Source organism: Haloferula luteola, assembly GCF_014201715.1.
In the GTDB taxonomy this organism is placed as follows: Bacteria; Verrucomicrobiota; Verrucomicrobiia; order Verrucomicrobiales; family Akkermansiaceae; genus Haloferula; species Haloferula luteola.
In genome coordinates, this window is record NZ_JACHFD010000005.1 from 39,359 (window position 1) to 57,789 (window position 18,431).

The window sequence follows — 18,431 nt, forward strand, 5'->3', positions numbered from 1 at the left end:
AACATGGATTTCTCCTCCTTTCAACAAAACAGGGACAAGGTCCGTGCGACCGGTCGAGTGCTAGGTCTGGCGGCTGCCGTCTGCTTTTCGACCCTCGCGCCGGTGTCGGCGCAGGATTTCGAAGGTCAGAAGGTGACCGGTGTGGACTTCCGATATGAAGGACCTCGCACTGTGGATGAGGAGCGACTTCGCAATTTCATCCAGCTGGCTCCGGGCACCGACTACAGCACCGACACGATTGATAGCGACATCAAGGCTCTCTATGAGTCGGGTTTCGTCAATGACGTGCGGGTGCTTGCTGAGCCTGTGGGCGGAGGCGTGCGGGTGGTCTACTCGGTGTCGCCTCGTGAAGGTGTCGCCGCCATCGGTTTCGTCGGCAACTCGGTTTTCAGCGACACGAAGTTGGCCAAGGCATCGAAGATGACTGCTGGAGGTGCCCTCAGTGACCAAGCGATCTTGGATGCTCGCCGCAATCTTGAGCAGTATTACATGGATGCCGGATATCCGGACGTCACGATCTCCCACCGCATCCAGGCATCGGCCTCGGGAAATGGTGCAGAGCTGATTTTCGTGATCGATGAAGGCGCGAAGAACGAGATTCGTGATATTCGCTTCGAAGGAAACGGAACTTTTGATGACCGCACGTTGCGGCGGCAGATGAACGTGAAGGAAAAGGGTCTGTTCTCTTTCTTCACCAAATCGGGTCGCTTCGAGGTGGATCAGCTCGATGATGATCTTGAGCTCGTGCTCGATTACTACCGCTCGAAGGGTTACCTCCGGGCCCAAAGCCCGGGGATTCGCCGTGAGCCGGTGGGTGACGGTCGCGTGGATCTGGTGATTCCGATTCAGGAAGGCGAAAAATACACGGTCAAGGGCGTGGGTTTCGGCAAGATGACGGTCTTCACGGAAGAGGAGCTCTATCCGGTGCTGAGCCTGAATGGAGGGGATGCCTACAACTCCAAGAAGATGCGGGCGGACATGACGACCATCCGCAGCTACTATGGATCGCGCGGTTACGCCGATGCGACGGTGACTCCGGACATTCGCGATGCCGGTCCCAATCAGGTCAACGTGATCTACCGAGTGACCGAAGGTCGCCGTTTCCGTGTGGGCAACGTCAATATCCAAGGCAACACCAAGACTCAGGACCGTGTGATCCGTCGGGAAGTGCCGCTCAAGCCGGATGACTATTTCAACTCGGTGGAGCTGGATACGACCAAGTCACGCCTTGAGGGGCTGCAATATTTCTCCAACGTACAAGTGGATAGCTCGCCCAGCGCCCGTGGGGGTGGCTATCGCGATGTCGATATCTTGGTCGACGAAGGGAAGACGGGATCGGTGAGTGCCGGTATCGGTTTCAGTTCGATCGACAACGTGGTGGGCTTCGTGACTTTGGAGCAGTCGAACTTCGACATTCGCAATCCTTGGCGTTTCACAGGCGGGGGTCAGCGATTTGCGATGAACATGCGGATCGGTTCGGAGCGCAGCGACTTCTCGATTTCCTTGGTAGAACCTTGGTTCATGGGCCGCGAGCTGGCTTTGGGCGGAGAGCTGTTCTATCGGGATTCCCAGTATTTCTCTGATTTCTATGAGCAGACCAATGTGGGAGCCGCGGTGAACATCCGCAAGCCTCTGACAGAGCACACCTACTTCACGGCGGAGTATCGCTTGGAGCAGGTGGAGATCGACTTGGAAAGCACGGTCCCAGCGACCTCCTTGTTGGTGCCTGAGGCGGGCGACTACATCCGCAGTGCGGTGAGTGCCCACTGGGTCTATGACAGCCGTGACGCGCTCATCGAAACTCGTGCGGGAAGCAAGGTGGACGTCGGACTCGACTACGCGGGTTCCTTCCTCGGTGGCGATGTCGATATCGTCGGACTTTCCGTCCGTGGTCAGAAATTCTGGAACCTGAAGTGGGATTCGATCCTTTCGGTGAATGGAGAGTTGGCGGCGGTGGATGCGACGAGTGGATCGGTGCCGATCTTCGACCGGATGTTCCTCGGTGGTGCTCGCACGCTGCGTGGTTACGACTTCCGGGATGTGGGTCCTCGCGATCCTGCGACCAACGAAGTGGTGGGTGGAACCTCTCTGGGCTACGGCCAGCTCGAGTATTCGGTGCCGATCATTGACAATGTTCGGGTGGCGGCATTCTACGACGTGGGTTTTGTGAATTCTGCTTCCAACCTCTACCACGATGTGGGCTTTGGCGTGCGTCTCCGTCTGCCGGTGAGCCCGGTTCCGATCGCGCTGGACTATGCGGTGCCGATCGAATCACCGGATGCCCGCGCCGATCAGGGAGGCCGCTTCAACTTCTCGCTCAGCTACGAATACTGAATTCTGAGCTGAGGCGCTCAATTCGACTTTGCCAAGCGTGGCTCCTTCGGGAGTCACGCTTTTTCTTTGAGGGTCAGCTGACTCGCGGGTCTCTCGGTAACGGTAAAGTGGCTTTTTCCAAACCCGGACTTATGCAGGAACCCCAGGGCATACTGGCCGGAGGGCGCGACGCTGGTGATCGTTCCACAGGGGATCCCGTCGGATTCAAAGGTGTCACCTGCGGCCAAAAAGCCGAGCACCTGAAATGGGGCCAGTTTCCGGTTCAACTTGCCGGCACTTTTGATGCGCGAGAGCGTTTCCTGACCGATGTAGCAGCCTTTCGAAAAGGAGATGGCAGAAGTGTCGAGGCGAGCTTCCGGAGGGAGCAGGCCGGCTGTGATTTCGCGGCCCCAGATGGGGGATCCGAGGCGAATTCGTCTTTCTTCGATTTCTGTCGGGGAGAGGGGGGCTGGCGCAGGGGAGGTGGGGAGAAAGTCGAACCAATAGTCTCGCCAGTTCGGTTCAGGCCAAGTGCTGGTGCGGGAGAAGTTTGCGTCGGGCAGGCCGGGGGAGTCGGCGCGGAGTCGGTGCCAACTTCCGGAAAGGTCCTCAAGGGATGCGTCATCGGCAATGAGGTAGCGATCGAGTCGGGCCAGGATTTCCTCGCGCTCGTCAAAACGGGTCGCGACCCAAAGGCAGGGATCGGCTTTGGGGCTCTGGAGGATCTCGACGTAGAATTGGAGTCGACCTTTGGCATCGGTGATGCAGGAGGCGCGAGTAGCATCACCAAGGTTGCGGGCGTCCTGAGTGATCTGCCCATTGAGGAAGCGCACTGCGTCCGGACCACGGACTTCAATCAGTCCAGGGGTTTCCAGAGGGAAAGACTCCATGGCAGAATGGCGGTTCAGTGCTCTTCACGCTGCAAGGCCAACTCAACGAGCTTGGTCGCCTGCTGATGGATCTCGGTCATCTTCTCAGAAGTTGGCTCTTCGCCTTCTCCTAAAACCATTTCAGTCCTCATGCCGGCGAGCAGGTCGCGCATCTCTACGTAGTTCGGCCGTTCCGCGATGCGGGGCTCAAGTGAGCCGATGATGGAGGAGTAGTAGTCTGCAATGTCTTCCCGCATCACTTCGCGGGCCCGTTCAGGAGAGAATTGGCGGACGACAGCGGCAGAGGCGACATCGAGCGCCCGGATCCAGCCGCCGAGGGAAATCAGGTGTGCCAGGTCGGCGTCTCTCAAGGTGACCAATTCCAATTCAACGTCTTTTTGGGTAGCGCTCAGCTCCTTTTTGAGCTGGTCGACTTTTCCGTCCCTTGCGCTTTCCAAGAGGCTGGCAGCGTGGCGGTTCACACGATCGCCAGCACCGAGAGCTTTCCCGTAGCGGGTCAGGTGGCTGGCCAATTCCTCGACCTTGCCCAGTTCTCCCGCTTGGACAATCAGGAATCCATCTGCGATCAGGAAGCCAAGCTCGACTGCCAAATCAGCGCGGTTCAAGGGGGTGCGCTCAGGGATGTCTCGCGTGTGTTCGTTGATCGGAAGTGGAGCGAGCGATTCGAGCGAATCAAAGATCTTGGCAATGGAAGGTGCGGTGAATTCGTTGATGGCGAGTTCCTCCCTCACATGGGGGTCATCCAAGAGGTCTGCTGGGATGGCTGGGGCGTCGGAATCGATCCCATCTTGAGCCAGAAGGGCGGGAACCAAAAGTCCTGCGACTAGGAAATTGCGAATCACGAGCGAAGTTTGGCAGTGGAAAGCTCGATTCGCAACGGGAATGCGGGGGGCGGATCGGAACTTGACGAGCCAGGTGTTTCCTGTTGGCCTTCCGGCCCGCCCCGGGAGGGTGCCGGGCCTTGATTTCCAGAGATTACGTCTTCGCCAAGTCGACGAGGGATTTGTGGAACAGGGTCTGCTCTCCCGTCATGATCGCATGCTCGAAGAATCGAGTCCTAACGGGCGCCGGCTAACCTCCGCTCACCTCCATTTCCCCACAAATCCATGGAAATCTGGTCCTCTCCTCTTTGGTATGCCTCCTACCTGCTGGTGCTCATTGGCTTGGCGGGATACGGTTTCCATCGGCTTACGATCGTTTATCTTTACCTCCGGCATGCGCGTCGCCGCCCTGAGCCGCTTCGTCAGTTCGAAGAGCTGCCGTTGGTGACGGTTCAGCTTCCGGTGTTCAATGAGCTGCATGTCGTGGATCGATTGCTCGATTCGGTGGCGGCCCTCGATTACCCGCAGGACAAACTTCAGATTCAGGTTCTCGACGACTCGACCGACGAGACGACGGAGATCTGCCAAGCAGGGGTCGCCCGCCTTCAGGCGATGGGATTCGATGCTCAACTCATCCACCGCGTGGATCGGACTGGCTACAAGGCAGGGGCGCTGGAGAACGGAACTCAGGAAGCCAAGGGCGAGTATCTGTTCATTCTCGACGCCGATTTTGTTCCGAATCCGGACGTGCTGCAGCGCACGATTCATTACTTTAGCGATGATCGGATTGGGATGATTCAGACCCGTTGGGGGCACCTCAATCGGACCTTCAACGTGCTGACCCGCATTCAGGCGATGTTCCTCGACGGGCACCTGGAACTGGAACAAACAGCACGCAATCGGAGCGGGAGGTTTTTCACTTTCAATGGCACTGCCGGCATCTGGCGGAAGTCGTGCATCGCTGATGCTGGTGGATGGGAGCACGACACCCTCACCGAGGACATGGACCTCAGCTATCGCGCCCAGCTCAATGGTTGGCGTTTTATCTTCCTCAACGAGGTGGAAACTCCTGCCGAGTTGCCCGTCGACATGGATGGGTTCAAGAGCCAGCAGCATCGATGGACGAAGGGCTCCATCCAGGTTTGCAAAAAGGTGCTGCCCGCCATTTGGAAGAGCAAAGTGCCGCTCTATGTGAAGATGGAGGCCACGGCTCACCTGACGTCGAACTTCGCCTATCTATTGCTGATTTGCCTGTGTTTCCTGATTTACCCGAATCAACACGCTGCTCCCGATTTCGGGCCGTTGACCTACTACATTGTCAATGTGCCGATCTTCTTCTTCGCTTCGGTTTCGGTCATTGTTTTCTATCTGACCTCTCAAAAAGCTCTGCGACCGGGTTCCTGGTGGCGTGAAATTCCCTACCTCCCTTTGCTCCTTGCGTTGGGGATCGGCATGTCGATCAACAATGCCAAGGCGGTGCTGGAGGCGATCTTCAATCACCAGTCTGGCTTTGTTCGTACGCCGAAATACGGCATTGATCAGTCCCGCAAGACCGATTGGAAGAAGAGCAGCTACAAAGCCATCAAATCGCTCACTCCGGTGATCGAGTTGTTGTTCGGATGTTTCTTTCTCTTTGTGGTGGTCGAAGCGGCGATGGACGATCGTTGGTCCTCCGCAATTCTTCTACTTCCCTTCCCGGTCGGATTCTTCTATACATCGCTTTCGTCGATTGTCCGCATGCTCCCCGGCCCGAAGGAGGAGAAGTCGGCCGACTGATTCGATGGAATATCTATCCCCACACGTCCCATCATGACAGGTAAGCTGCGCAAAATCATGGTTGCAGCGGGGCTCCTCTTCGGGTGTGCCTTGCTTTCTAACTGCGGCACGAGCCGCGATGATCAAAATCAGATGCTGGTCAGCGTTCGCGATCAGCAGTTGCTCCTCGTCCATGAGGGGAAACCGGTGAAAGCCTACAAGATTTCGACCTCGAAGTTTGGCTTGGGTTCTCGCAATGGTTCCAACTGCACCCCGCTGGGGCACATGGAAGTGGCCCGCAAGATTGGCGATGGTGCCCCAAGTGGGATGGTTTTCAAGAACCGTCGTCCGACTGGAGAAGTGCTGCGGCCGAATGCCCCGGGACGTGATCCGATCGTGGGACGCATCCTCTGGCTGCATGGGAAAGAAAGCCAGAATCGCAACACTTACGGACGCTGCATTTACATCCATGGAACTCCGGAAGAATGGCGTCTGGGAAGCCCTGCTTCCTACGGCTGCATTCGGATGGCGCAGAAGGATGTGGTCGATCTCTACAATCGTGTGGGGGTTGGTGCTGAAGTTCGTGTGATTCGCGGCTCTCTGCTCACCACTCCTGAGGGTTTGAACTATGCCCAAAAGAAAGCGGACGCGCGATTCATGGGTTACACCGCATTTCGCAGGTGAAATTCGTGGGACTGGAGCTTGACAACTTCGCTCCTCTCCCTATCTTCCCGCCCCCCGAAGCATGCTTCGCTCTGCCTCTCGGGAACGAAGGCACTCATTTTTTCTCCATCCACCATGGCCAATCACAAGTCAGCCCTCAAGCGCGTCCGTCAGACCAAGATCCGGACCGAGCGCAACCGCGATCGCAAATCGACCATCAAGAAGCTTCGTAAGGAAGCCTTGTCGGCCGTGGCCTCCGGGGATGCGAGCACTGCTGCTTCGGCTGCTTCCAAGCTCTCGTCAGCTGTGGACAAGGCGGCCAAGAAGGGTCTGATTCACGCCAACAAGGCGGCGAACATCAAGAGCAAGACCGCCAAGGCGCTTGCCTCGATCGCCTAAGTTCGAACTCGCCGATTCGGCGTTCGATGACCATTTTTTGAAGCGGCGCCGGACCCCGGTGCCGCTTCTTTCATGTCGATCCATGAGCGAGCCCACTCCATCCCCTCTCAATGCCCGCCAGAAAAAGGCGGCTGAAATCGCGGCCAATCCCTCAGGCTACAAGGTGTGCGAAGGTTGCGAATCGATCGTTGGCACAGGGGTGGTCCTGTGCCCCAATTGCCATAGCTTCCGGTTTGATGGCGAAGCCCAACGGGTGATTGAGCAAGCCCGATTGCTAGGTTCCCGGGACCAAACTTCGGTCACCATGGGCGACATGTCCTGATCTCGGTGGGGATCAGTCTTGGCGGAGGAGCTCTTCGCGGGTCCGCCGTGCACGCTCGGCCAGAAGGGCTTTGACGACGACGATCAGCACGACGGCCGAGATGATGAAGGATGCAGCCTCCCATGGCGCGGTGGGCTCCCGAGTCAATTTGAGCCAAGCCGGTGCACAACGCGTGGCTCCGAGCAATCCGAGCACACCGGCACCGATCACGCCGTGCCAATAGGAGCGGAAAGAAAAGCCCGCGCAGATCAACCACCCGCCGCCGAGCGTTAGCGCTCCCTGGAGCAAGCCAGGGTCGTTGAGTGATCCCATGGAGACGACCCCAAGTCCCATCGTGAGGGCTCCGGCGAGGAATAGGAGAGGGCGCATCAGATTCATGGCAGATGAACGACTTTTTCGAGTCGCTGTTGCAAAGTTTCAAGGAGTTCGATGTCCGTCGCCTGGCCGCCACCGGGAACGGTCACGTAAAGGGTGTCGAGCGCCGCGCCCTTTTCGGTGCAAATCCGGGCATGAACGGTATCGAGGCCGCATTCGTTGATCGCGTGGAAGAGATCGTGGAGAAGGCCGATTCGGTCAATCGCCTGAACCTCGACGATGGTGTTTTGTGGATCGAGGTCATTGGAGACGTGAACCCGAACCGGAAACGCGATGCCGCCCTCCTCGCGAGGGCGCAGCAAATTGCGCTTGGGCTTGAGGTATTCTTGCGAGTTGTAGGCCTCGTGTTCGCTGAGTCGATAAAGGGCCTGAATGACCGATTCGCGGACTTTGGGGTCGGAGACAGGTGCGAAATCGACGGTGCAGACTCGGAAGATGTCGACGACGATGCCGTCGACCCGAGTGTGAAAGTCGGCGGAGAGGATGTTGATGCCCTCTGAGGCGATGGCACAGCAGACTTTCTCGAGAAACAGGGGCTGGTCACGGGAAACCACCACCACTTCGGTATAGCCGCGGTCGGCTCGGTCGAGAGCCTGGATGGAGCATTCGAAGGCGCCATCGCTCTTGGCTTCGCGTTCCTTGAATTGCTTCACTGCTTTGACGTGCACGGGGATGGTGCGCGGGCTGCGGAAGCGGAAGTAACTGGCCGGCATGAAGGAGAAATGCTCGTCGATCTCTTCCTTCCACTCGTCGCCCATCGCATGGAGTGTCTGAGTTTGAAGCGCTTCTCGCTCAAGGAGGATGATTTCGTTGAAGCGTTCCTTGCCGTTGGTCAGGAAGCTGCGAGTCGAGGAGTGGAGCTGGCGGAGGAGGGTTTCCTTCCAACTGGTCCAAGCGTCGGGCGAAGTGGCGTTGGAATCGGCGTAGGTGAACAGCAGCAGAGCATCAAGACGCGAGGTATTGCGCATCAAGGCTGCAAATTCGGCGACGACCTTGGGGTCTTCGATATTTTTGGTGGTGGCGTAGCGCCACAGGGTCAGGTGGTGGTCGACCAAAAACATGATCAGCTGGCGACGCGATCCGCGGACTTGGAGTCGATTGCAGAGGCGTTGGGCGAGCATTGCGGAGCCGTCAATATGCTCGCGGACATTTTCAGAGCGACCGCTGTCGTGGAGGAGAATCGCGAGGTAGAGAGCTGGCGGGTCCTGGATTTCAATCAGCAGCTGGCGGTAGAGCTGCAGTCGGGGATCATCACTCTCCACCAGCGCATCGATGGCTTCGATGAAGCGCAGGGTGTGTTCATCGGCCGTATAGCGATGAAAGAACTCGTGCTGCACGAGGCAATCAAGGGCGCCGAATTCAGGAAGGTATCGGCCCAGGAACCCGACCCTGTGCATTTGGCGCAAGGTGCGAGCGACGTCGCCTTTACGGCTGAGGATGCCTTCGAAAACTTCGCGGTTGAGTTTGTTGTAGCGGAACGGGCGGTCGATGTCCCCCCAGTGCTTTTTGACCAACTTGCGAATCGGCGGGCTGAGTCGGAGGTTCCTGACCTGGCAATGCTGGAAGAGCCGCATGATCCGGTTGGCGTCTTCTTTGAAGATTTCGGCATTGGTGGGGTAGATCCGGCCTTCTCGGGCGATGAATCCATCGAATTCCTCGCGCTTCTTGGACCGCAGGGTGAGGAAACTGGTGAGGCCGGTCTCGCGATTGTTTTCTTCCTCGATCTGGAAGATTTCCATGATCGAGGTGCTGTGCTGATAGAGGTTTCGGGTGTGTCGATAGTAATCCCTCATGAACGCCTCGGTGCGGCGGAGGATGGAGCGCTGCGGATAGCGGAAATCGGTGGAAACGACGCCCTGAAGGCGGAGGGTGAGTTGGTCGGAACCTCGGCCGGCTTGGTAGTGAAGTTCATTGCGCACACGGTGAAGAAAGTCGTAGGCGTCTTCGATTTCCTTCAGGGCGGTGCGGGTGAGCAGTCGCCCTTCGACGAGTTTTTCCAGAGATGTCCACCCTCTTTTGACACGGATCACCCAGAGGATGTTTTGGTAGTCGCGCATTCCGCCGCAGCCTTCCTTCACGTTGGGTTCTTGGAGGAACACGGTGCGGGAAAACTTGGTGTGGCGGCTGCGGAGATCTTCCCGTCGTTGGCTGAAAAAGGCTTCCTGGCCGCGCTTCAGTTCGATGGCGAATTTTTTCCGAAAGTCGGCAAACAATGAGCGGTCTCCGGCGACTCGACGGGCATCCATCAGAGCGGTCTTGGCTTCGAGATCGATCCGCGATTGTTGCACGCACTCGCTGATCGAGCGCACGGCATGGCCGACTTTGAAGCCGACATCCCAGAGGAGGTAGAGGACCTCGTGAACGACCTCTTCCAAGGGTTTGGGGAGACGGTGAGAGGCCCGTGGGACGAGGAAGAGGAGATCCACGTCGGAGCAGGGATTCATGGTTCCCCGGCCATAGCCACCGACGGCGACCAGCGAGAGATTCGCGGTCAGATCGCGCTGCTTCAGAGCGCCGTGGAAGACGGCACGCAGGACGATGTCGAGAAGTTCGGCGCGGGCTGTTGCGATTTCCAGTCCGCCCGCCCCGCCTTGGTGGCGGAGTTTGATTCGGTGCTCTTCGATCTTGATGAAGCGCTTGAAGACTCGAAGCCGCTCGCCGGGTGACAAGCGGCCTTCCTTGGCGGCCTTGAGCGCGATCTTCGCGTGATCGGAAAGGTTCTTGAGATGAAGAGGCGGCATGGATTGGCCGGAGCTTGCCGAGGGAAACTCCGGCGGTCCATACCGGATTCCGGTGAGATTAGGCGTTGAGCTTGGACCAGGCGCGCAGGTAGCCGACGCATTGGGCGACTTCAGGCAGTGAGGAATTCCAATTGTGCTCGTATTCGATCGAGATGTTGCCAGCGAAGCCGTGCTTCTTCGCTTCCGCAAGAATCTCGGGGAGTTTCAGAATGCCGGTTCCATACGGGCGGTCGTGGGTCCACTCGGTGATGGATTCGCGATCTTTGAAGTGGAAAGAGCGAATTCGAGGTGCGATCGACTTCACGACTTCCAAGGGGTCCATGCCGGAGCTGGCCCAGTGGCCGATATCGGCGCAGTATCCGAGGTGTTCGTCGCGACCCTCGATGGCCTTGCCGACGGTTTCCGGATTCCAAAGCGCGGTGGGCTTCGGGTGGTTGTGGAAGCAGACGTTGATGTCGTATTCCTTGGCGAGTTTTTCAAGGACATCCAATGAGCCGAGTGCTTCGGTGGTGATGCCGTAGAGGCCCAATTGCTTGGCGAAATCGAAAAGCACGCGGGCTTGGGCTTCGTCGTTGGGAACATCGGTGACGCCGAAATTGACTGGGGCGATGCCATGTTCCTTGCACTTCGCGAGGACGGCCGGGACTTGCTCGGAGGCTTTGGCGGGATCGAGTCCGGCATCGCCGAAGTCGCCTCCGATTTTCTGTCCGGGAAAGAGTTCAACACCGGTAGCTCCGGCAGCGGCAGCCATTTCGATGGCTTCAAAAAGGGTGAACTCCTTGAAGGTCCAGCATTGAACCGAGATGGCGTAGCCTGCCGGAGTCACCGAGACGGGAGGCAGCACAGCGGCCGCACCACGGGTGGCAAACAAGAGCGAAGAGGCGGGGAGCAATTTCAGGGCGTTACGACGTTTCATAGACGATTGAGAAAAACGGTGAGGAATACGCAGAGGAAAGGACTTTCTCGCGAGGAATTCCGAAGGATTCATCGAGGCATGATCCGTGGGACCCGTAGGATCCGGTCGCTGGAGGTCAGGTAGAGTTCGCCGGGAGCCAGCGCAACGTTGGCTGTGGGGCGGTGGCAGAGAATTCGGCCGAGCAGTTTTCCCGTGGGTGAGAGGATGAGCAGGCCGCCCGGTCCGGTGGCGAAGACGGTGCCGTCTTCCGCCACTTTGAGGCCATCAGGAGCTCCGGGTCCTTCAAGTGTGCGAGCGTCGAAAAACATCCGGCGAGGACCCAGTGAGCCATCATTTTCGATGGGAAATCTCCAGATGAAAGGCTCCTTCCCGCTGGATTGGGAGACGTAAAGGAGGTCGCCTTGTGGGTTCAGGGCGATGCCATTGGGGCGTTCGATCTCCCGAGTGAGAAGTTGAAGCTTGCCCTCGGGATCGATGCGATAGACTCCGCAAAAATCGAGTTCGCGAAAAGGATCGTCGGCACCACGAGGGAGGCCATAGGGGGGATCGGTGAAGTAGATCGAGCCGTTGGGGTGGAGGGTGAGATCGTTGGGCGAGTTCAGGCGTTGTCCTTCAAATCGATCGGCAAGGGTCAGCTTGCCGCCGCCGGGCTTCAGGATGGAGAGGCGGCGGTCTCCATGTTCGCAGCACAGCAGATCCCCATCTGCATTCAGGGCGAGTCCATTGGCACCGGGTTCTCTGCCGTAGTCGCCGGTGCCGGTGTAGCCGGAGGGTTTGAGAAAGATATCGAGATGCTCATTGGCCGCGGACCAAGCATGAATGGTGTTCGCGGGGATGTCGGAGAACAGAAGGCGGGAGTGCCGCGGATCCCAGACGGGGCCCTCGACCCAGGCAAATCCGGTCATCAGCGTCTCCACGGCGGCATCGACGGGTAAAATCCGATCGAGTGCAGGATCGAGTCGTTCGATCGACTCGGGTTCTCCAGCCAGGCGGCTAATGAGGAGGACGCAGGCAATCCGGTGGAGCATGTTGTAAGGCTTCCGCCAGGGAAAAGGGAAAGTCCAACTCGGAATGGAGCCGCGGTCGGTCTCCTGAGACAGAATTCGTTTTGCTTGCGCCAGCAAGGGCGAAGGAGGGATGCTCGCCGTCAATTCATGGGAACTCCAGCCTCCGTCAACATTGTCCGCTTGCTCTACGTTCTGATCTGCGTGGTGGCGGGTTGCATGCTGGCCTTTGGAACCAAAGGCTACGAATCCTGGGGGTTACCGATGTGGGGAGGGATCATTGGGGGCCTTTTGGTCGCGGGGATTTTCATTCTTGTGGAAGTGCTGATCAAGGGCTTCACGGTGCGCGGTTTGTCGACGGCCACCTTCGGGCTCTTGGTCGGGCTGTTTTGCGCGTTCTTGCTCACCCGGGTGGGCTTGAGCGAATTGGTCACCGCGGTGTTTGATCGCACGCTGGAGCTCAACGGCGGCCTGGCATCGGGCAGAGATATTGCTCAGACCATCAACCTCGCGGTCGGCACGATGATTTATGCCGGTTTCGGCTTCATCGGGGCCGTGCTGGCACTGCGCAGCAGTCGCGATGACTTTGCTTTCATTCTGCCCTACGTGCGCTTTCGCCAGGATGGCACCTCCGGGAGGCCTATGGTTTTGGATGCCGATACGATCATGGACGGCCGCATTCCCGGACTGGTGAAATCAGGCTTTTTGGCGGGTCGGTTGATTGTGCCGCGCTTTGTGCTCGATGATCTCCAGACGATTTCGGAATCGGGAAATGCCACCCAACGCCAGCGGGCAGTCCGTGGATTGGAGTTGTTGGAGCGGATGCAGGCCGACAGTGGAATCGCGATCACCGTGGAAGATGCCAGTGAGGTGGATCGCCGGGAAAGCGTGCATTCCCGGCTCGTGCAGACGGCCTTGTTGTTAGGGGCTCGGTTGATGACGACCGATGACAGCTTGGGGAAATTTGCGCGGCTTCGCGGCGTGGAAGTGCTCAGTCTTCATGAGCTTGCAGAGGCATTGCGACCTTCGGTGGTGGTGGGGGAGAGGATCCGATTGGCCCTCGTCCGGCCTGGCAAAGATGACCACCAAGCAGTGGGCTATCTGTCCGATGGTACGATGATTGTCGTCAACCAGGCGGTGCAACGGATCGGGAAAACGGAGGACGTTCAGGTCATCAGCACTCTCCAAACTGCCGGGGGTACGATGGTTTTTGCTGAACTGGCGAACTGATCGCCGAGGGCGATTGTTCTTTTCATTCCGGGGGCGGGAAAGCTTGTTTTGCCCCATGCACGATCCTCGCGTTGATGAGTTGGCCCGCCAGTTGATCGGATATTCCGTTTCGCTGAAGAAGGGAGAGAAGATCCTGATCGACCTCTTTGATGTGCCTGATTCGATTGGGCTGGCGCTGCTTCGTGAGGTGCGCCGCCGTAAGGCAACGCCCTTGATTCGGGTTCATCGTTCGCGGTTGACCCGTGAGTTGTTGCTGGGAGCCACCGATGAGCAGTATCGTCTGCTCTCCAAACACCTGTTGGCGGAAATGAAGGACATGGATGCCTACATTGCAGTCCGCGGATCGGACAATATTGCGGAATCGAGCGATGTTCCTGCCGCGCGGATGGCGCTGGCGATGAAGCAGCTCCGACCGGTGATGGACTGGCGAGTGAAAAAGACGAAGTGGTGTGTGCTGCGTTGGCCGAGTCCGTCGATGGCGCAGCAGGCGGGCATGAGCACCGAGGCCTTCGAGGACTTCTATTTCGATGTGTGCCTCGTCGATTACAAGTCACTGGTACCGGCGGCGACGGCCCTGAAGAAGCTGATGGACCGCACGGATCAAGTTGAGATCACCGGTCCGGGAACCGACTTGCGATTCTCCATCAAGGACATCCCGGCCGTGGTGTGTGCCGGGACCTGCAATATTCCTGACGGGGAGGTCTTCACTGCCCCGGTCCGTGACAGCGTCGAAGGGGTGCTTTCGTACAATGCCCCAACAATCTATCAGGGCATTCCGTTCGACTCGGTGAAGCTTACTTTCGAGAAGGGCAAGATCGTCAAAGCGGAGTCGCCCGGGAAGAACAAGGAGATCAAGAAGATCCTGGATAGCGATGAAGGCGCGCGTTTCATTGGGGAGTTCGCGCTCGGCTACAACGCAGCGATTCGTGAGCCGATGCGGGACATTTTGTTCGATGAAAAAATTGGTGGATCGTTCCACTTTACGCCGGGTCAAGCCTACGAAGAGGCGGACAATGGCAATCGCTCTCAGGTGCACTGGGACATGGTGTGCATTCAGCGCAAGGACTACGGCGGTGGGGAGATTCGTTTTGATGGCAAGGTGATCCGCAAGGATGGGGTTTTCCTGCCCAAGGCATTGGCGAAGCTGAATGGCTGATTGATTGCCTGCTTCCGGACGGCCCGGTCATTCCGGGCGACGGAGCGATGGTAAAACGAAAGCCCGCGTCACCGAAAGTTGGCGACGCGGGCTGGGGTGGGGAAAGGGCGATTAGATTTCGTCGCGGTGAAGCCAGCGGAAACGCTTGGTGGTGAAGCGACGACCAAAGTCGACGTTCCGCTCGACGTCCGGGTTGATGCCACTTTTGTCGGGGTTGACCGGATCGGATTGTCGTTGGACGACGGCTTCGCACCAAGCCTCTGCGAGGACTTTGCCATTTTTGTCGACCGCATTGCCATAGGCGCGGACCACAAAAGTGTCGGAGCGGGCGGTGAGCACCGGACCGAGGGACTGGAGGAGGTCAGCCTGCGTCACGAACCCAAGAGCTCCCCAGGCATTCGAATTGGGCTTGAGGGTTTGTTCGATGCGGGTCGGGTCCTTGATGTTGTCGATGTGATTGTAGTTCGGGAGGGTTTCGTCGTTGTTCACCGGCCAGGTGTCGTCGAAAGACTGGTTGATGCCAGAGGTGGACAGGGCCGCTTCGAGGGCGCCCATTTTTCCTGTTTCGTCGAGCGAGAGGCGACGATTGACGAAGTCGGAAAGTCCCAAGAACGGGCCGCGTTTTCGAACCTCGGTGACGATGGATTCTGCGAGGCTGCGGATTTCGTCTCGGGATAGCGTGCGTTGACCATCCCAAGCAGCTTCGCTCCGTGGATTGGCACCGTCCCACTCCTTGCCCTTCGGCTCCAAAATGCGAGGAAAGAGGACTTTGTTGTCATCCGTCCGCACCCCCGCGGATGAGAGGAGAAGCGACTCCCATGCAGAAACACTCATGGAATTGACATTGAAGCCTCCCTGAAGTGTTAGCGCGGAGGCAGCGTGGTGGAAGTCGGCGAGATCCTCCTCGGTGGCGGAGAGGGTCGGTTGCAGTCGGCCATTGGGAAGCGGGCGGTTGACGGGGTCGTCGAGGAACGCGCCCTTGTCACTCGGAGTTCCCGTAGAAAGGAAGTAGCGATCCCAGAGGCTGTAGTTGAGCTCGTAGCTGAGGTCGAAGATCAGGTCTTGATCGCGGGCGGTCTGTTCGAGGAGGCCACGCGCATGTTGGGCCCAACTATCCGAATTGTAGGTGGTGGGGTTGTTGGATCGTCCATCGGTGCTGTAGCCAATGGTGTCCCGGTTCCAGCCTCCTTCCCATTCGTTATCGCGCTCGCTGCGGTCCGGTTCGGTCATGTCGGTCGAGATGCGCGGATCGGCCAGGGAATTGCCAAAGGCGTAGGTGGGATGCCAGACGAGCTCCGAAAACTTGAGGTGCTGCAGCGCACCGAGGGAGACCAACTCACCACCGGTGCGGGGCAGATCGAAGAGGATGCGTCGCTGACCGGCATTCGGCTGATCAAAGGGGTCACCTTCGGCGGTACCCCCCGAGGAGCGAGGGGTGAGCTGATTCCAACTGATGGCGTCGTCAAAGAGGTCGCGGGTGTAAGCGCCAAAGAAGTGCGGGGCGACGTCCGTGACATTCTCGAATGCGGATCGGAAAGAATAGGCGGCGCGCACATTCCAGTTGGCGATGGTTGCGGTTTGAAAGTGAGGGGTGCCTGCGAGGCTTCCCGAGCCCATGATGTTGGAGGCATGTTCGTTGAGCCAGCGGAGGCGGAATCCGTCGCGGGTGCGACGGTCCGGAACTTGTTGCACTACGCCGCCCTGAGTCGACTCCATCATCGGAACGGGATCGACGTCGCTCCATTGAACTGGAAGCTCGTCTTCGTCGCCATATTGGAAGGCACAAGAGACATACTGGCCATGGGGAAGCGAAGCGAAGGTGCGCAGGTTGGCGGTGCCCGAGGCACTGGAGGAAGGAAAGGGTTTCCAATACATCCAGTAGTCGTCGGCCTGAGTATAGCCACTTTGCTGGACGTTGCCGGCGGCCGTGCCGGGGACAACCTCTCTCCAGCGGACTCCCGGAGCCTTCAGGTAATCGCTGACGATGCGAGGGTCAGGGGGGAAGCTTTGAGCCACCTCAAAGAGGAAATCCCCGTCGTCGCGCTTGTCCATGTAGAAGCTGCGAGTCGGGTCGGGCCGCTGGGACGGAGTGAGAAGGTTTGCGCCGAAGTTGCTCTGGTCGTAGGGCATGTTTCCCGATGGAGAGAAAACGACCGATTCCCCGGGTTCGAGTGTGGTAGCAGCGAGCTTGAAGTAGTGCGAACCCCGTCTCCAGCGTTCGAAGGCTCCTCCGGTGCCGAGCAGATTGCCCCAACTCATGCGGTAGTGGAGGGTTTCTTCCTTGCCGGCGTTGTCGACGATGATTTCGACCTGCTTGGCGCCGTTGATTTGGAGCCCCAGCATGGAGGGGTTGACCTTAAGGGCCACATTGTAGGGGTTCCACAGTACCACTCGAGGATAGAGGTGGAGTCGCAGGCCATACTTTCGCCGGGTGTCGGTGGAACCGGTGTCGAAATAACTGATGTTGTAGTAAATGGAGCCTTCGGTCAGGACCGGTTGCACGTCGGATTGTTGCCGGTTTTTGTATTCGACGGGGTAGAGGTTCTGGCCTCCGTAACTTTGCATTTTGTCGTCATCCCGAGCTCGAGTCGGGGAGAAGGAAGCGGACATTTGACGGGTCGAGAGGCCGAGTTTTTCGGCGCGTTTTGCCCAGTGGCGGATCAGGCCGAAAGTGGGCGAGATTTGATTGAGGCGGTAGGCCTGGGATCCGTCTTCCATCACCTCGGCGGCGAGATCATTGGGAGGTCCAATGATGGGATCCTCTTGGCCGAGGCCGACGCCCGCCATGCCTTCGGATTCCATTTCACCGGTTTCGCCATTTCCTTCGATGAAGGCGGTGAGGTCTTTTTTGAGGCCCCCCTCGCGCACGTCGACTAGCAAGGATTCCGAATCGGTGGTGAAGTCGAAGTAGTGTTGTTTGACCGCGTCTTGCAGCCCCTCTGAAACCTTGAGGGTAGCAGGGCTGAGCATCTTTGAGCGCTCTTCATTCGAGAGCTCCGAATCGCTGCCAAAGGCGGTGGCCGACTGGTCCTGGGCAATTTGAAGACGACGGATGTCATCGCCCTGAGGTCCATCGAAGCGGTCGGGAGTGGAAATGTTGGCACGGGTACCGAGGTCTCCGACCCACCAGGCATATTCGCCCCCGGCTTTGTTGTCCTCTCCGATCCGAACTTTCGGAGCACTGACGTAGTCCTGGGTCAAGCTGTCTCCCACGCTGCCGGGGCCAACGAGAAGTTGCATTTCTTCGCCGTCACTGGCGCGGTCGGAGCGGTAGATCAGTTGCGATTCATTGCCGCTGACCAGCTCAGTGAGGAGATCGTTTTCAATGTCCCAATCGCCATCTTCACGGGCATCGTGAAGACCACCATTCTCGGCATTGCGAAGAATGAGAGGAGATCCGTCTTCCAGCGTCGTTCTCCAGACACCGACCCAGTGGGGGTGTTTGACGCCGCTGGGTGCGGAGTCGGGATCGGAGGATACTCCGAAGGCGGACTCGGCTGTGACCCGTTGGTCCGGGCCCGCGTGCTTCTGGAGTTGGGCAATCGCTTGCTCAAGAGCGAAGCGAGCATTGGTGCGCGCTTCTTCCATGGTGGAAACATGATGGCCTTTACGGAGGCTCACCGTGGCAAGTCCCATCATGCCCACCGCGAGAAGCGTGAGGAGCACCATGAGCGCAATCGTGATGACGAGACTGAAGCCCGATTGGGGAAGGCGGGCGGCTGACCGAGTGAGATGTGCTTTCATCCTACGGGTCCAGTAGAACGGACATCTGGGGCCAGGTGCAAAACCTTACCCGTTACACGTTTGTTGCCTCCGGTGGGAAGCTTTTGGTGCGTCAGGTTACGA

General features: G+C 58.4%; 14 protein-coding genes. 7 read left to right on the top strand and 7 right to left on the bottom strand.

Features of this window, described 5'->3' with window-relative positions; all coding sequences use genetic code 11:
• Nucleotides 1-3: 3 nt before the first annotated feature.
• Nucleotides 4-2,334, top strand: a complete 2,331-nt coding sequence (bamA, locus tag HNR46_RS06150; RefSeq protein WP_184016868.1) for an outer membrane protein assembly factor BamA — start codon at nucleotides 4-6, stop codon at nucleotides 2,332-2,334.
• 53 nt (nucleotides 2,335-2,387) lie between these two features.
• On the opposite strand, the gene ygfZ is transcribed toward bamA, so the two are convergent.
• Together ygfZ and HNR46_RS06160 are read right to left on the bottom strand one after the other, a co-directional pair.
• Entirely contained in the window at nucleotides 2,388-3,203 is an 816-nt protein-coding gene (ygfZ, locus tag HNR46_RS06155) for a CAF17-like 4Fe-4S cluster assembly/insertion protein YgfZ (RefSeq protein WP_184016870.1), read from the bottom strand.
• Nucleotides 3,204-3,217: 14 nt separating this feature from the next.
• Nucleotides 3,218-4,045 carry a hypothetical protein gene (locus HNR46_RS06160; RefSeq protein WP_184016872.1) on the bottom strand — a complete coding sequence of 276 codons (828 nt, stop codon included), beginning with the start codon at nucleotides 4,043-4,045 and terminating at the stop codon, nucleotides 3,218-3,220.
• A gap of 264 nt (nucleotides 4,046-4,309) precedes the next feature.
• On the opposite strand from HNR46_RS06160, the gene HNR46_RS06165 reads away from it, so the two are divergent.
• From HNR46_RS06165 to HNR46_RS06180, 4 genes are all read left to right on the top strand, one after another.
• Nucleotides 4,310-5,800, top strand: a complete 1,491-nt coding sequence (locus HNR46_RS06165; RefSeq protein ID WP_184016875.1) for a cellulose synthase family protein — start codon at nucleotides 4,310-4,312, stop codon at nucleotides 5,798-5,800.
• A 33-nt stretch (nucleotides 5,801-5,833) separates the two neighbouring features.
• On the top strand, nucleotides 5,834-6,463 hold the full coding sequence (locus HNR46_RS06170; RefSeq protein ID WP_221285041.1) for a L,D-transpeptidase: 630 nt from the start codon (nucleotides 5,834-5,836) through the stop codon (nucleotides 6,461-6,463).
• A 114-nt stretch (nucleotides 6,464-6,577) separates the two neighbouring features.
• Nucleotides 6,578-6,841 carry a 30S ribosomal protein S20 gene (rpsT, locus tag HNR46_RS06175; RefSeq protein ID WP_184016876.1) on the top strand — a complete coding sequence of 88 codons (264 nt, stop codon included), beginning with the start codon at nucleotides 6,578-6,580 and terminating at the stop codon, nucleotides 6,839-6,841.
• Nucleotides 6,842-6,923: 82 nt separating this feature from the next.
• A complete protein-coding gene (locus HNR46_RS06180; RefSeq protein WP_184016878.1) occupies nucleotides 6,924-7,163 on the top strand; it encodes a hypothetical protein in 240 nt (79 codons plus the stop codon).
• A 12-nt stretch (nucleotides 7,164-7,175) separates the two neighbouring features.
• Here the strand turns inward: HNR46_RS06180 and HNR46_RS06185 are convergent, their stop codons facing one another.
• From HNR46_RS06185 to HNR46_RS06200, 4 genes are all read right to left on the bottom strand, one after another.
• On the bottom strand, nucleotides 7,176-7,541 hold the full coding sequence (locus HNR46_RS06185) for a hypothetical protein (protein WP_184016880.1): 366 nt from the start codon (nucleotides 7,539-7,541) through the stop codon (nucleotides 7,176-7,178).
• Complete coding sequence (gene glnD / locus HNR46_RS06190; protein WP_184016881.1) at nucleotides 7,538-10,279, bottom strand: [protein-PII] uridylyltransferase; 2,742 nt, start codon at nucleotides 10,277-10,279, stop codon at nucleotides 7,538-7,540. Before glnD ends, HNR46_RS06185 begins: the two co-directional genes overlap by 4 nt.
• A gap of 58 nt (nucleotides 10,280-10,337) precedes the next feature.
• Nucleotides 10,338-11,195, bottom strand: a complete 858-nt coding sequence (locus HNR46_RS06195) for a sugar phosphate isomerase/epimerase family protein (RefSeq protein ID WP_184016884.1) — start codon at nucleotides 11,193-11,195, stop codon at nucleotides 10,338-10,340.
• A 68-nt stretch (nucleotides 11,196-11,263) separates the two neighbouring features.
• Nucleotides 11,264-12,223: an SMP-30/gluconolactonase/LRE family protein gene (locus tag HNR46_RS06200; protein ID WP_184016886.1), complete on the bottom strand. Its 960-nt coding sequence runs from the start codon at nucleotides 12,221-12,223 to the stop codon at nucleotides 11,264-11,266.
• Nucleotides 12,224-12,349: 126 nt separating this feature from the next.
• Between HNR46_RS06200 and HNR46_RS06205 the strand changes: the two genes are divergently transcribed.
• Both HNR46_RS06205 and HNR46_RS06210 read left to right on the top strand, forming a co-directional pair.
• Nucleotides 12,350-13,429 (top strand): PIN/TRAM domain-containing protein, encoded by a 1,080-nt coding sequence (locus HNR46_RS06205; protein WP_184016888.1) that lies wholly within the window; start codon nucleotides 12,350-12,352, stop codon nucleotides 13,427-13,429.
• A gap of 55 nt (nucleotides 13,430-13,484) precedes the next feature.
• Nucleotides 13,485-14,585, top strand: coding sequence for an aminopeptidase (locus tag HNR46_RS06210; RefSeq protein WP_184016890.1), 1,101 nt, complete (start codon nucleotides 13,485-13,487; stop codon nucleotides 14,583-14,585).
• A gap of 111 nt (nucleotides 14,586-14,696) precedes the next feature.
• On the opposite strand, the gene HNR46_RS06215 is transcribed toward HNR46_RS06210, so the two are convergent.
• Nucleotides 14,697-18,329: a hypothetical protein gene (locus tag HNR46_RS06215; RefSeq protein ID WP_184016892.1), complete on the bottom strand. Its 3,633-nt coding sequence runs from the start codon at nucleotides 18,327-18,329 to the stop codon at nucleotides 14,697-14,699.
• Nucleotides 18,330-18,431 lie beyond the last annotated feature (102 nt).